Origin of the sequence: Luteimonas endophytica, assembly GCF_029887875.1 — a bacterium.
In the GTDB taxonomy this organism is placed as follows: Bacteria; Pseudomonadota; Gammaproteobacteria; order Xanthomonadales; family Xanthomonadaceae; genus Luteimonas; species Luteimonas endophytica.
In genome coordinates this window covers 21,005-34,734 of record NZ_JARXRM010000008.1, presented here as the reverse complement: position 1 = coordinate 34,734, position 13,730 = coordinate 21,005, and the positions used below count along the sequence as shown (strand labels likewise).

The 13,730-nt window shown below is 69.5% G+C and carries 10 protein-coding genes; 9 read left to right on the top strand and 1 reads right to left on the bottom strand.

Annotated elements, in window-relative coordinates; all coding sequences use genetic code 11:
* Positions 1-196 precede the first annotated feature (196 nt).
* From guaB to dapB, 6 genes are all read left to right on the top strand, one after another.
* Positions 197-1,654, top strand: coding sequence for an IMP dehydrogenase (guaB, locus tag QFW77_RS00355; RefSeq protein WP_280572148.1), 1,458 nt, complete (start codon positions 197-199; stop codon positions 1,652-1,654).
* Positions 1,655-1,716: 62 nt separating this feature from the next.
* On the top strand, positions 1,717-3,321 hold the full coding sequence (gene guaA, locus QFW77_RS00350; RefSeq protein ID WP_280572147.1) for a glutamine-hydrolyzing GMP synthase: 1,605 nt from the start codon (positions 1,717-1,719) through the stop codon (positions 3,319-3,321).
* Between the two features lie 419 nt (positions 3,322-3,740).
* The gene (grpE, locus tag QFW77_RS00345) at positions 3,741-4,286 is read left to right on the top strand and encodes a nucleotide exchange factor GrpE (protein ID WP_280572146.1); all 546 of its coding nucleotides are present in this window, start codon (positions 3,741-3,743) and stop codon (positions 4,284-4,286) included.
* Positions 4,287-4,370: 84 nt separating this feature from the next.
* The gene (gene dnaK, locus QFW77_RS00340; RefSeq protein ID WP_280572388.1) at positions 4,371-6,335 is read left to right on the top strand and encodes a molecular chaperone DnaK; all 1,965 of its coding nucleotides are present in this window, start codon (positions 4,371-4,373) and stop codon (positions 6,333-6,335) included.
* Between the two features lie 130 nt (positions 6,336-6,465).
* The gene (gene dnaJ / locus QFW77_RS00335; protein ID WP_280572145.1) at positions 6,466-7,605 is read left to right on the top strand and encodes a molecular chaperone DnaJ; all 1,140 of its coding nucleotides are present in this window, start codon (positions 6,466-6,468) and stop codon (positions 7,603-7,605) included.
* A gap of 50 nt (positions 7,606-7,655) precedes the next feature.
* Positions 7,656-8,390, top strand: coding sequence for a 4-hydroxy-tetrahydrodipicolinate reductase (dapB, locus tag QFW77_RS00330; RefSeq protein ID WP_280572144.1), 735 nt, complete (start codon positions 7,656-7,658; stop codon positions 8,388-8,390).
* 36 nt (positions 8,391-8,426) lie between these two features.
* Here dapB and QFW77_RS00325 read toward each other — a convergent pair whose 3' ends face one another.
* Entirely contained in the window at positions 8,427-8,642 is a 216-nt protein-coding gene (locus QFW77_RS00325) for a hypothetical protein (protein WP_280572143.1), read from the bottom strand.
* Positions 8,643-8,855: 213 nt separating this feature from the next.
* On the opposite strand from QFW77_RS00325, the gene carA reads away from it, so the two are divergent.
* Genes carA through greA form a run of 3 tightly spaced genes read left to right on the top strand, consistent with a single transcriptional unit; the run spans position 8,856 to position 13,727 of the window.
* Entirely contained in the window at positions 8,856-9,992 is a 1,137-nt protein-coding gene (gene carA / locus QFW77_RS00320; protein ID WP_280572142.1) for a glutamine-hydrolyzing carbamoyl-phosphate synthase small subunit, read from the top strand.
* A 1-nt stretch (position 9,993) separates the two neighbouring features.
* Positions 9,994-13,242: a carbamoyl-phosphate synthase large subunit gene (gene carB, locus QFW77_RS00315; RefSeq protein WP_280572140.1), complete on the top strand. Its 3,249-nt coding sequence runs from the start codon at positions 9,994-9,996 to the stop codon at positions 13,240-13,242.
* Positions 13,239-13,727 (top strand): transcription elongation factor GreA, encoded by a 489-nt coding sequence (greA, locus tag QFW77_RS00310; protein WP_280572138.1) that lies wholly within the window; start codon positions 13,239-13,241, stop codon positions 13,725-13,727. The genes carB and greA overlap by 4 nt, the downstream gene beginning before the upstream one ends.
* Positions 13,728-13,730 lie beyond the last annotated feature (3 nt).

The window sequence follows — 13,730 nt, the reverse complement described above, 5'->3', positions numbered from 1 at the left end:
CCGCCCCTGCGCCATCACCCGCCAGCTCCCCCCGCGGGAGGCGCCGCAACCCCCTGCGCTCGCTCGGTCGCCGGCACGCATTCCTTTTGGGCGAACCCACTGACCGAACCCCGGGTCCCCGTCCCGGCGGGCTTGATTCCACGTCGCCCTCCGGCATTCACGTTACAATGACGCGCTTCCCCTCACCGGACCGCCCATGCTGCGCATCCTGGCCGAAGCGCTCACCTACGACGACGTTTCCCTCGTCCCCGCCCATTCCAAGGTCCTGCCCAAGGACGTCTCGCTGGCCTGCCGCCTGACCCGCGAACTGCGGCTCAACCTGCCGATCGTCTCGGCCGCCATGGACACCGTCACCGAGGCCCGCCTGGCCATCGCCATGGCCCAGCTCGGCGGCATCGGCATCCTCCACAAGAACATGTCGGCCGAACGCCAGGCCGCCGAGGTCGCCCGGGTCAAGAACTTCGAGGCCGGCGTGATCCGCGAACCGTTCACCGTCGGCCCCGGCACCACCATCGGCGAAGTCCTCAAGCTCACCCGCGCCCGCAACATCTCCGGCGTCCCCGTGGTCGAAGGTGGCCAGCTGGTCGGCATCGTCACCGGCCGCGACATGCGCTTCGAGACCCGCCTCGAGGATCCGGTGCGCAACATCATGACCCGCAAGGACAAGCTGGTCACCGTGCGGGAAGGCGCCAGCGACGACGAGGTCCTCGGCCTGCTGCACAAGCACCGCATCGAGAAGGTGCTGGTGGTCAACGACGGTTTCGAACTGCGCGGGCTGATCACCGTCAAGGACATCCAGAAGGCCCGCGACAACCCCAACGCCGCCAAGGACGCCGACGAGCAGCTGCTGGTCGGCGCCGCGGTCGGCGCCGGCGGCGATACCGAGCGGCGCATCGAGGCGCTGGTGGCCGCCGGCGTGGATGTGCTCATCGTCGACACCGCCCACGGCCACGCCCAGGGCGTCATCGATCGGGTCGCCTGGACCAAGAAGGCGTTCCCGCAGGTGCAGGTGGTCGGCGGCAACATCGTCAGCGGCGATGCCGCCCTGGCGCTGATGGACGCCGGCGCGGACGCGGTCAAGGTCGGCGTCGGGCCCGGTTCGATCTGCACCACCCGCGTGGTCGCCGGCGTCGGCGTACCGCAGGTCACCGCGATCGACTTGGTGGCCGAAGCGCTGCAGGACCGCATCCCGCTGATCGCCGACGGCGGCATCCGCTACTCGGGGGATATCGGCAAGGCGCTGGCCGCCGGCGCCTCCACGGTGATGATCGGCGGCCTGTTCGCCGGAACCGAGGAATCGCCCGGAGAGACCGAGCTGTTCCAGGGCCGCAGCTACAAGAGCTACCGCGGCATGGGCAGCCTGGGCGCGATGGAGAAGGGGTCCAAGGACCGCTACTTCCAGGATTCGAGCGACGCCGACAAGCTCGTGCCCGAGGGCATCGAGGGCCGGGTCCCGTACCGCGGCCCGCTCAGCGGCGTGGTCCACCAGCTCGCTGGCGGGCTGCGCGCGACCATGGGCTATGTCGGCTGCGCCACCATCGAGGACATGCGCACCCGCCCGCAGTTCGTCAAGATCACCGGAGCCGGGCAGCGCGAGAGTCACGTCCACGACGTGCAGATCACCAAGGAACCGCCGAACTACCGCATGGGCTGAGACCCGTGCGGCGCGATGGGTGATTGGTGATTGGAAAAGCAGCAGGCCATCAGCGAGGAAGTATGTCGGGCGTCCCCGAATCACGAATCACGAATCACGAATCCCGGCTCCACGCCGACAAGATCCTCATCCTCGATTTCGGCGCGCAATACACCCAGCTGATCGCCCGCCGCATCCGCGAGATCGGCGTCTATTGCGAAGTCTGGGCCTGGGACCACGATCCGGCCGAGATCGCCGAGTTCGGCGCCAAGGGCATCGTGCTCTCCGGCGGTCCCGAATCGACCACCGTCGAAGATTCGCCGCGGGCGCCGCAGGCGGTGTTCGACAGCGGCCTGCCGCTGCTGGGCATCTGCTACGGCATGCAGACCATGGCGAAGCAGCTGGGCGGGCAGACCGAGGCCGCCGACCAGCGCGAGTATGGCCATGCCGAGGTGGCGCGGATCGCGCAGGACCGGCTGCTCGCCGGGTTGGCCGATCATCCGGGCTCGCCGCCGCGCCTGGACGTGTGGATGAGCCACGGCGACCACGTCTCGGTGGCGCCCCCGGGATTCACCGTCACCGCCAGCACCGACCGGGTGCCGGTGGCCGCGTTCGCGAACGACGAGCGGCGCTGGTACGGCGTGCAGTTCCATCCCGAGGTCACCCACACCAAGCAGGGGTTGACCCTGCTGACGCGCTTCGTGACCGACATCTGCGGCTGCCGCACGCTGTGGACGCCGGCCAACATCATCGAGGACCAGATCGCACGGGTGCGCACCCAGGTGGGCCAGGACGAGGTGATCCTGGCGCTGTCGGGCGGCGTGGACTCGTCGGTGGTGGCGGCGCTGCTGCACCAGGCGATCGGCGACCAGCTGACCTGCGTGTTCGTCGACACCGGGCTGATGCGCTGGCAGGAGGGCGACCAGGTGATGTCGACCTTCGCCGAGCACCTCGGGGTCAAGGTGATCCGGGTCGATGCCGCCGACCGCTATTTCCGGGCGCTGGCGGGTGTGGCCGACCCGGAGGCCAAGCGCAAGATCATCGGCAACCTGTTCGTGGAGATCTTCGACGCGGAGGCGGCGAAGCTGAAGAACGCGCGCTGGCTGGCGCAGGGCACGATCTATCCGGACGTGATCGAGTCGGCCGGCAGCCGGACCGGCAAGGCCCACGTGATCAAGAGCCACCATAACGTCGGCGGCCTGCCCGAGCACATGAAGCTGGGCCTGGTGGAGCCGCTGCGCGAGTTGTTCAAGGACGAGGTGCGGCGGCTCGGCGTGGCGCTGGGGCTGCCCGAGAAGATGGTCTACCGGCATCCCTTCCCGGGCCCCGGGCTGGGCGTGCGGATCCTCGGCGAGGTGCGTCGCGAGTACGCGGAGCTGCTGGCACGGGCCGATGCGATCTTCATCGAGGAGCTGATGCGCTGCGGGCTCTACGAGAAGACCAGCCAGGCGTTCGCGGTGTTCCTGCCGGTCAAGTCGGTCGGGGTGGTGGGCGACGCGCGCGCCTACGAGTGGGTGATCGCCTTGCGCGCGGTGGAGACGGTGGACTTCATGACTGCGCACTGGGCGCATCTGCCGTACGACTTCCTCGGCAAGGTTTCCAATCGAATTATCAATGAGTTGCGTGGCATTTCTCGCGTTGTTTATGACATCAGTGGGAAGCCGCCCGCCACCATCGAATGGGAATGACGGGCTAGCGCGTCGATTCCGTCCCGCCGCGCCAGGCAGCTCCATCCGCCGCGGGGATTTCGCACCGTCGCCACGGGGCAGCGAAAATGAAGAGCCGCTTCGGAAGCATCGCGGGGGCGTGAGCCGCGCCGGGGGTATTGCTCCGCCCTTCCGTCCGGCCATCCATGGCCGGAGTCAGGGCCGCAGACCATCCATGGTCTGCTCTGCGCAACACCCCCGGCACGGCTCCCGCTTTCGCATCGATGGGCCATCGCCGACGCGCCCGGCTACCAAGAGGGGAGTCCTGGCTGTTTTCCAGACCCCGGAGCGGAATCGGCGGACCGAACGGCGACGCGTGCCTTCCGCCGCCCCTTGAATCACGGCCCCCGGCCCCCATTGCTGCGCACTGCGGCGGCCGATCGACCGCCGGTGGACAGGACATGAGCAACGAAGGCAACGAACACCAGCCCGGCGAGCCGCCGGCCAGCGACCAGGCCCATTCCGCGCATTCGGCGGAGCAGGGGGAGGACTCGCTGCACGACCGGATCGAGGCCCTTGAGGGCGAACTGGAGCAGATGCGCGCGCAGTCGCTGATCGAGCGCGCCGACCTCGACAACCAGCGCAAGCGCCTGGCGCGCGACCTGGACAACGCGCGCCGCTTCGCCAACGAGCGCCTGCTGGCCGACCTGCTGCCGGTTCTCGACAGCCTGGAAGCCGGGCTGGCCAATGCCTCCGAAGGCGAGCCGCTGCGCGCAGGCGTCGAACTCACCCTCCGCCAGTTGCTCAAGGTGGCCGAATCCAACGGCCTGGTCCCGGTGGCGCCGGCGCCCGGCGACGCCTTCGACCCCGAGCGTCACCAGGCGATGAGCGTGGCCGATTCCGACGCGGTCGCCCCGGGTGCGGTCGCGCAGCTGTTCCAGAAGGGCTACGTGCTGAACGATCGGCTGCTGCGCCCGGCGCTGGTGGTGGTCGCGAGGAGCGACTGAGCGCGGCCGGGGCCGCCCGCCGGCGCTTGAAGCCGGCCCCGCAGCCCCCAGATAGAGCCCAGCGGCGGCCAGCCCGCCTCCCCAATCAGACCGAAACAACGATCCAGAGGAACCACCATGGCTAAGATCATCGGCATCGACCTCGGCACGACCAACTCGTGCGTGGCGATCATGGAAGGCGGCAAGACCCGCGTCATCGAGAACAGCGAGGGTGATCGCACCACGCCGTCGATCGTCGCCTACAGCAAGGACGGCGAGGTCCTGGTCGGCGCGTCCGCCAAGCGCCAGGCCGTCACCAATCCGAACAACACCTTCTACGCCGTCAAGCGCCTGATCGGCCGCAAGTTCGGCGACGCCGAGGTGCAGAAGGACATCGGGCTGGTCCCCTACAAGATCGTCGAGCACGACAACGGCGACGCCTGGGTGGCCACCAGCGACGGCAAGAAGCTCTCCGCGCAGGAGGTCTCCGCGCGCATCCTGGAAAAGATGAAGAAGACCGCCGAGGACTACCTGGGCGAGAAGGTCACCGAGGCCGTGATCACGGTGCCGGCCTACTTCAACGATTCCCAGCGCCAGGCCACCAAGGACGCCGGCCGCATCGCCGGGCTGGAGGTCAAGCGCATCATCAACGAGCCGACTGCGGCCGCACTGGCCTATGGACTGGACAAGAAGGGCGGCGACCGCAAGGTGGCGGTGTACGACCTGGGCGGCGGCACCTTCGACGTGTCGATCATCGAGATCGCCGAAGTCGACGGCGAGAAGCAGTTCGAGGTGCTGGCCACCAACGGCGACACCTTCCTCGGCGGCGAGGACTTCGACAAGCGCGTCATCGACTATCTGGTCGACGAGTTCAACAAGGACCAGGGCATCGACCTGCGCAAGGATCCTCTCGCGCTGCAGCGGCTGAAGGACGCGGCAGAACGCGCCAAGATCGAGCTGTCCTCCTCGCAGCAGACCGAGGTCAACCTGCCGTACGTGACCGCGGACGCCTCCGGGCCCAAGCACCTGAACATCAAGCTGACCCGCGCCAAGCTGGAGTCGCTGGTCGACGACCTGGTGAAGAAGACCATCGAGCCCTGCCGCACCGCGCTCAACGACGCCGGGCTGCGCGGCAGCGACATCGACGAGGTGATCCTGGTCGGCGGCCAGACCCGCATGCCCAGGGTGCAGGCGGCGGTGGCCGAGTTCTTCGGCAAGGAGCCGCGCAAGGACGTCAACCCCGATGAGGCCGTGGCGGTGGGTGCCGCGATCCAGGGCGGCGTGCTGGCCGGCGACGTCAAGGACGTGCTGCTGCTCGACGTGACCCCGCTGTCGCTGGGCATCGAGACCCTGGGCGGCGTGTTCACCAAGATCATCGAGAAGAACACCACGGTGCCGACCAAGGCCTCGCAGACCTTCAGCACCGCCGAGGACAACCAGTCCGCGGTCACCGTGCACGTGCTGCAGGGCGAGCGCGAGCAGGCCCGCTTCAACAAGTCGCTGGCCAAGTTCGACCTGACCGGCATCGATGCGGCACCACGCGGCATGCCGCAGGTCGAGGTGTCCTTCGACATCGACGCCAACGGCATCCTCCACGTGTCGGCCAAGGACAAGAAGACCAACAAGGAGCAGAAGGTCGAGATCAAGGCCGGCTCGGGCCTGTCGGACGACGAGATCCAGCGGATGGTGGCGGACGCCGAGGCCCACCGCGAGGAGGACAAGAAGTTCCAGGAGCTGGTGCAGGCCCGCAATCAGGCCGATGCCCTGATCCATGGCGCCCGCAGTGCGATCAAGGACAACGGCGACAAGGTGCCCGGCGATGTCATCGGCCGCGCCGAGTCCGCCATCGCCGAGCTCGAGACCGCGATGAAGGGCGACGACAAGGGCCAGATCGAGGCCAAGACCAAGGCGCTCGAGGAGGCTGCCCAGGCGCTGTTCGCGGCCGCCGCGGCAGCCGGCCAGGAGCAGCCCGGGGGCGCCGACGGCGGCGATGGAGGCACCCGCCAGGCCGCCGACGACGTGGTCGATGCGGAGTTCACCGAGGTCAAGGACGACGAGAAGAAGCAGTGATTCGTGATTCGGGATTGGTGATCGGCAATAGCGGGGCTTCGGCTCCGCTTTTGCCGTCACCCGGATCCCGGTCGCCGTCCCGGCTCCTGCTTCTGCGAATCACCAATCACGAATCACGAATGACGGCTCCATGAGCAAACGCGATTACTACGAAGTCCTGGGCGTGTCCCGCAGCGCCGGCGAAGAGGAGCTGAAGAAGGCCTACCGCCGCTGCGCGATGAAGCACCACCCGGACCGCAACCCGGGCAACCAGGAGGCCGAGGCCGCCTTCAAGGAATGCAAGGAGGCCTACGAGGTGCTGTCGGACGGCGGCAAGCGCCGCCTGTACGACCAGCACGGGCATGCCGCCTTCGAACACGGCATGGGCGGCGGCAACGCCGGCCCCGGCGGCCCCGGATTCGCCGACATGGGCGACATCTTCGGCGACATCTTCGGCAATATCTTCGGTGGCGGTGCCGCGCGCGGCGCGGCGCGCCGCGGCGCCGACGTCGGCTACGTGCTCGAGCTCGACCTCGAGGAGGCGGTGGCCGGCATCGAGAAGCGCATCGAGCTGCCCACCCTGGCCACGTGCGAAAGCTGCACCGGCTCCGGCTCGGAGGACGGCAGGGTCGGCACCTGTGGCACCTGCCACGGGCGCGGCCAGGTGCGCATGCAGCGGGGCATCTTCACCATGCAGCAGAGCTGCCCGCACTGCGGGGGCCGTGGCCAGGTGATCGCCAACCCATGCCGGACCTGCCACGGCGCCGGCCGGGTCGAGGAGGAAAAGGTGCTGTCGGTGAAGATCCCCCCGGGGGTCGATACCGGCGACCGGATCCGCCTGGCCGGCGAGGGCGAGGCCGGTCCCGCCGGCTCGCCACCCGGCGACCTGTACGTCGAGGTGCGGGTGCGCCCGCACGCGATCTTCGTGCGCGACGGCGACGATCTGCACTGCGAGGTGCCGATCCGCATCTCCCAGGCGGCGCTGGGCGACGTGGTGCGGGTGCCGACCCTGGGCGGCGAGGCCGAGATCCGGATTCCGGTGGAAACCCAGACCGGGCGCGTGTTCCGCCTGCGCGACAAGGGCGTGCGTTCGGTGCGCAGCCGCAAGCCGGGCGACCTCTACTGCAAGGTGGTGGTGGAGACGCCGGTCAACCTGACCGCCGACCAGCGCGAACTGCTGGAGCGGTTCGAGGCGACCTTCAGCGGCGACGGTGCCGCCCGCCGCCACTCGCCCAAGTCGAGCACCTTCGTCGACGGCGTGCGCGGCTTCTGGGAGCGGATGACCTCCTGAGCGCCGGACCGCGGCTTGTCGCATCGCGCCGCCGCCGGTAGCCTGCGGCGATGTCAGACGCTCCCGTCCGCCTCCTGATCCACGGCGCCTCCGGCCGGATGGGCCGGGCGCTGCTGCGCCTGTGCGCGGGCCGCGAGGACTGCTGCGCCGCGGCGGCGGTGGCGCGGCGGGTGGAGCAGCGGGTGATCGACGGGGTGCCGCACTTCTCCGCGGCCGAGCTGCACGGCGTTCCCGCGTTCGACGTGGCGATCGATTTCAGCCTGCCCGATGGCCTCGACCCGCTACTGGCGCTGTGCGTGCAGCGCGGCGCTGCGCTGGTCTCGGGCACCACCGGTCTGTCGGACGCGCAGCAGCGGGCGCTGACCGAAGCCGCCGGGCGGGTCCCGGTGCTGTGGGCGGCCAACTACAGCCTCGGCGTGGCGGTTCTCGACGAGCTCGTGGAACGCGCCGCCGGTGCCCTCCGCGACTGGGACTGCGACATCGTCGAGGCCCACCACGCGCACAAGCAGGACGCGCCATCGGGAACGGCCCTGGCGCTTGGGGAAAGCGCGCGCAGGTCCGGCGCCGAGCCGCGCTACGCCAGCCTCCGCGCCGGCGACATCGTCGGCGAGCACACGGTGCAGTTCTGCGGCATCGGCGAGCGCATCGAGCTGGTGCACCGCGCCACCAGCCGCGACGTCTTCGCGATCGGCGCGCTGGCCGCGGCGGTACGCCTGCGGCGGCGGGAGGCGGGGCGCTACGGGCTGCGCGAGCTGCTGTTCGGCGACCCTGCCCGGCCGGGCTGAACGGCGACGCCGGCATGCCCGGCCGCGGAAGGCGGGTCAGCCCGCGGCCGCGATCATCCCCAGCGCCACCAGCCGCGCCAGCATCGGCTCCAGCGCCCCGGCGCCGCCCATCAGCGGCGCCAGGTCGGCGAAGCTGCGGTGGCCGTCGACCATGATCAGCAGGGTGCGGTGACGCGCGTCGATGGCGCTGGATCGGTGCGCGATCTCATGCTGGCCAGCGGCGGTCTTGGCGTGGATGGCATTCGGCTTCATGTTTCCTCCCCGGGGCCCGAGGCCCTCGACGCTGACCAGGTACGGAGCTTTCCGCCGCCCGCGGCGGCCCGCGCACCGTTCCCTTTTGCCCGGCTCGCCGGTACAATTCCCGCTCGCCTGATCACCGCCGCCCGGACTGGTAGCCACCATGTCCGCGGTTTTCTGCAGCCGCAGATCGGCGGAACAGGGTTTCCCCACACAAGGCGAGCGTCCGTGACCCAACCCGCAATCCTGGCACTCGAGGACGGCAGCGTCTTCGAGGGCATCTCCGCAGGCGCGCCCGGCCTTTCGGTGGGCGAGGTGGTGTTCAACACCGCGATGACCGGCTACCAGGAGATCCTCACCGATCCCTCCTATGCCCGGCAGCTGGTCACCCTGACCTATCCGCATATCGGCAACACCGGCTGCAACCTTGAGGACGACGAGGCGTCGCGGGCCTGGGCCGCCGGCCTGATCGTGCGCGACGTACCGCGGCGCCCGAGCAGCTGGCGCAGCCGGACGCCGCTGCCGCAGTGGCTGCAGGAACGCGGGGTGGTGGCGATCTCCGGGATCGACACCCGCCGGCTGACCAGGCTGCTGCGCGACCGCGGCGCCCAGAACGGTGCGCTGATGGCCGGCGAGATCGACGCCGACCACGCCGTCGAGGCGGCCCGCAAGTTCCCGGGCCTGAAGGGCATGGACCTGGCGAAGGAAGTCAGCACGCGCGAGCGCTACGCCTGGTCGGAGGGCGAGCTGGACCTCGACAGCGGCGCGTTCGGCCGCGCCGAACCGCGCTTCCGGGTGGTCGCCTGGGACTACGGGGTCAAGCGCAACATCCTGCGGATGCTGGCCGCGCGCGGCTGCGAGATCACCGTGGTGCCGGCGCAGACGCCCGCCAGCGAGGTGCTGGCGATGGCCCCGGACGGGGTGTTCCTGGCCAACGGCCCGGGCGATCCCGAGCCCTGCGACTACGCCATCGCGGCCATCCGCAGCTGCATCGAGCGGCGCCTCCCGGTGTTCGGCATCTGCCTGGGCCACCAGCTGCTCGGCCTGGCCGCGGGCGCGCGCACCCTGAAGATGAAGTTCGGCCATCACGGCGCCAACCACCCGGTCCAGGACCTCGCCAGCGGCCGGGTCATGATCACCTCGCAGAACCACGGCTTCGCGATCGACGAAGCCAGCCTGCCGGCCAACGTGCGCGTCACCCACCGCTCGCTGTTCGACGGCAGCAACCAGGGCATCGAATTGACCGACGCGCCGGCCTTCGGCTTCCAGGGCCACCCGGAGGCCTCGCCGGGTCCCCACGACGTGGCGCCGCTGTTCGACCGTTTCGTCGCGCTGATGCAGAAACACCAATCCGGGAACGACTGACATGCCCAGGCGCACCGACATCAAGACCGTCCTGATCATCGGCGCCGGGCCGATCGTCATCGGCCAGGCCTGCGAGTTCGACTACTCGGGGGCGCAGGCCTGCAAGGCGCTGCGCGAGGAGGGATTCCGCGTGGTGCTGGTCAACTCCAACCCGGCCACGATCATGACCGATCCGGAGATGGCCGACGCGGTCTACATCGAACCGATCACCTGGCAGATGGTCGAGAAGATCATCGCCAAGGAGAAGCCCGACGCGCTGCTGCCGACGATGGGCGGACAGACCGCGCTCAACTGCGCGCTGGACCTGGCCGACCACGGCGTGCTCGAGAAGTACGGCGTGGAGCTGATCGGCGCCAGGCGCGAAGCCATCCGCATGGCCGAGGATCGCGAGCTGTTCCGGGTGGCGATGGCCGAGATCGGCCTGGAGTGCCCGAAGGCGGCGGTGGCGAGGTCGTTCGAACAGGCGGTGGAGATCCAGGCCACGGTCGGCTACCCGACGATCATCCGCCCCAGCTTCACCCTCGGCGGAAGCGGGGGCGGCATCGCCTACAACCGCGAGGAATTCGAGGACATCGTCAAGCGCGGACTCGAGCTGTCGCCGAGCCACGAGGTCCTGATCGAGGAGTCGGTGCTGGGCTGGAAGGAATTCGAGATGGAAGTGGTCCGCGACACCGCGGACAACTGCATCATCGTCTGCTCGATCGAGAACTTCGACCCGATGGGCGTGCACACCGGCGACTCGGTCACCGTGGCGCCGGCCCAGACCTTGACCGACAAGGAGTACCAGCGCCTGCGCGATGCCTCGATCGCGGTGTTGCGCAAGATCGGCGTCGACACCGGCGGCAGCAACGTCCAGTTCGGCATCGACGCCAGGACCGGGCGCGTGGTGGTGATCGAGATGAATCCGCGGGTCTCGCGCTCCTCGGCGCTGGCCTCGAAGGCCACAGGCTTTCCGATCGCCAAGATCGCGGCCAAGCTCGCGGTCGGCTATACGCTCGACGAACTGCGCAACGAGATCACCGGCGGGCTCACCCCGGCCTCGTTCGAGCCGGCCATCGACTACGTGGTGACCAAGATCCCGCGCTTCGCCTTCGAGAAGTTCCCTCAGGCCGACGCGCGCCTGACCACGCAGATGAAATCTGTGGGCGAGGTCATGGCGATCGGCCGCAGCTTCCAGGAATCGCTGCAGAAGGCGCTGCGCGGGCTCGAGACCGGCAAGGTCGGGCTCGACCCGACCGGGCTGGCGCTGGACGCCGAAGAGGGGCTGACCGCGCTGCGGCGCGAGGTCAAGGAACCCGGCCCCGACCGCATCTTCTACCTGGCCGACGCCTTTCGCAGCGGCATGTCGGTCGAGGACGTGCACGCGCTGTCGTTCGTCGACCCATGGTTCCTCGACCAGATCGAAGAGCTGGTGGCGGAGGAGGGCGCGGTGGCCGCGGCCGGTCTGCAGGCGCTCGACGCGCCACGGCTGCGACGGCTCAAGCGCATGGGGTTCTCCGACGCGCGGCTGGCGCAGCTGACCGGCAGCGACGAGCACGCGGTCCGGGCGCTGCGCCGTGCCTTCGGCATCCGCCCGGTCTACAAGCGGGTCGATTCCTGCGCCGCCGAGTTCGCCACCAGCACCGCCTACCTGTACTCGACCTACGAGCAGGAATGCGAGGCGCAGCCGACCGACCGCGACAAGATCATGGTGCTGGGCGGCGGCCCCAACCGGATCGGGCAGGGCATCGAATTCGACTACTGCTGCGTGCACGCGGCGCTGGCCCTGCGCGAGGACGGGTTCGAGACCATCATGGTCAACTGCAACCCGGAGACCGTGTCGACCGACTACGACACCTCCGACCGCCTGTACTTCGAGCCGCTGACCCTCGAGGACGTGCTGGAGATCGTCGAGATCGAGAAGCCGAAGGGGGTGATCGTGCAGTACGGCGGGCAGACGCCGCTGAAGCTGGCGCGGGCGCTGGAAGCGGCGGGCGTCCCGATCATCGGCACCTCGCCCGATTCGATCGACCTGGCCGAGGACCGCGAGCGCTTCCAGCAGCTGGTGACCAGGCTCGGCCTCGAGCAGCCGCCGAACCGCACCGCCCGCAATCCCGAGGAGGCGCTGCTGCTGGCGCGCGAGATCGGCTATCCGCTGGTGGTGCGGCCGAGCTATGTGCTCGGCGGCCGCGCCATGGAGGTGGTGCACGCCGACGTCGACCTCGACCGCTACATGCGCGAGGCGGTGAAGGTCTCCAACGAGTCGCCGGTGCTGCTCGACCGCTTCCTCGACAACGCCGTGGAGGTCGACGTCGACGTGATCGCCGATGCCTCGGGGCAGGTGCTGATCGGCGGGGTGATGGAGCACATCGAGGAGGCCGGGGTGCACTCGGGCGATTCCTCGTGTTCGCTGCCGCCTTACTCGCTGTCGCCCGCCACCCAGGCGCGGCTGCGCGAGCAGGTGGTGGCGCTGGCGCGCGGGCTGAACGTGGTCGGGCTGATGAACACGCAGTTCGCGGTCCAGACCAACGGCGACGGCGAGGACCTGATCTTCCTGCTGGAGGTCAACCCGCGCGCCTCGCGCACGGTGCCGTTCGTGTCCAAGGCCACCGGCCTGCCGCTGGCCAAGATCGCGGCGCGCTGCATGGCCGGGCGCAGCCTGGCCGAGCAGGGCGTCACCGAGGAGGTCGTGCCGGGGTACTACTCGGTGAAGGAGGCGATCTTCCCGTTCGCCAAGTTCCAGGGGGTGGATCCGATCCTCGGCCCGGAGATGCGCTCCACCGGCGAGGTGATGGGCGTCGGCCGCAGCTTCGGCGCCGCCTTCGCGCGTGCCCAGGAGGCGGCCGGGATCCGCACCCCGCCGACCTCCGGCAAGGTATTCGTCTCGGTCCGCGACCCCGACAAGCCGCGGGTGCTGCCGGTGGCCCGGGACCTGCTGGCGCGCGGCTACGCCCTGGTGGCCACGGTGGGCACCGCGCGCTGGCTGAACGAGCACGGGATCGCCTGCGAGCGCATCAACAAGGTGATCGAGGGCCGCCCCCACGTGGTCGACCTGATCAAGAACGGCGAGATCGCCTACATCGTCAACACCACCGAGGGCAAGCAGGCGATCGCCGACTCGTTCTCGATCCGCCGGGAGGCGCTGCAGCACCGGGTCACCTATTCCACCACCATTGCCGGCGCCCGGGCGTTGCTGCATTCTCTGGAATACCGCGGCGGCGGCCCGGTGCTGGCGCTGCAGGAACTGCATGAGGAACTGAGGCGGGCATGAGAGCACCATTGACGGTCCAGGGGGCGCAGCGCCTGCGCGCCGAACTGGAGGAGCTGAAATCGGTGAAGCGGCCGGCGGTGATCGCGGCGATCGCCGAGGCGCGCGCCCACGGCGATCTCAAGGAGAACGCCGAGTACCACGCCGCGCGCGAGCAGCAGGGTTTCATCGAAGGCCGGATCAAGCAGCTGGAGGGCGAGCTGTCGCACGCCCAGATCATCGACGTGGCCACCCTCAACGCCGGTTCGAAGATCGTGTTCGGCGCGCGGGTCGAGCTGGAGGACGTCGAATCCGCGCCCGGCGACGCCGATCACATCCGCCGCTACCAGATCGTCGGCGACCTCGAGGCCGACATCAAGCAAGGGCTGATCGCGATCTCCTCGCCGGTGGCGCGCGCCCTGATCGGCAAGCACGAAGGCGACACCGTCACCATCGAGGCGCCTGGCGGCACCCGCGAGTACGACATCGTCTCGGTCAGCTACGGCTGAGCG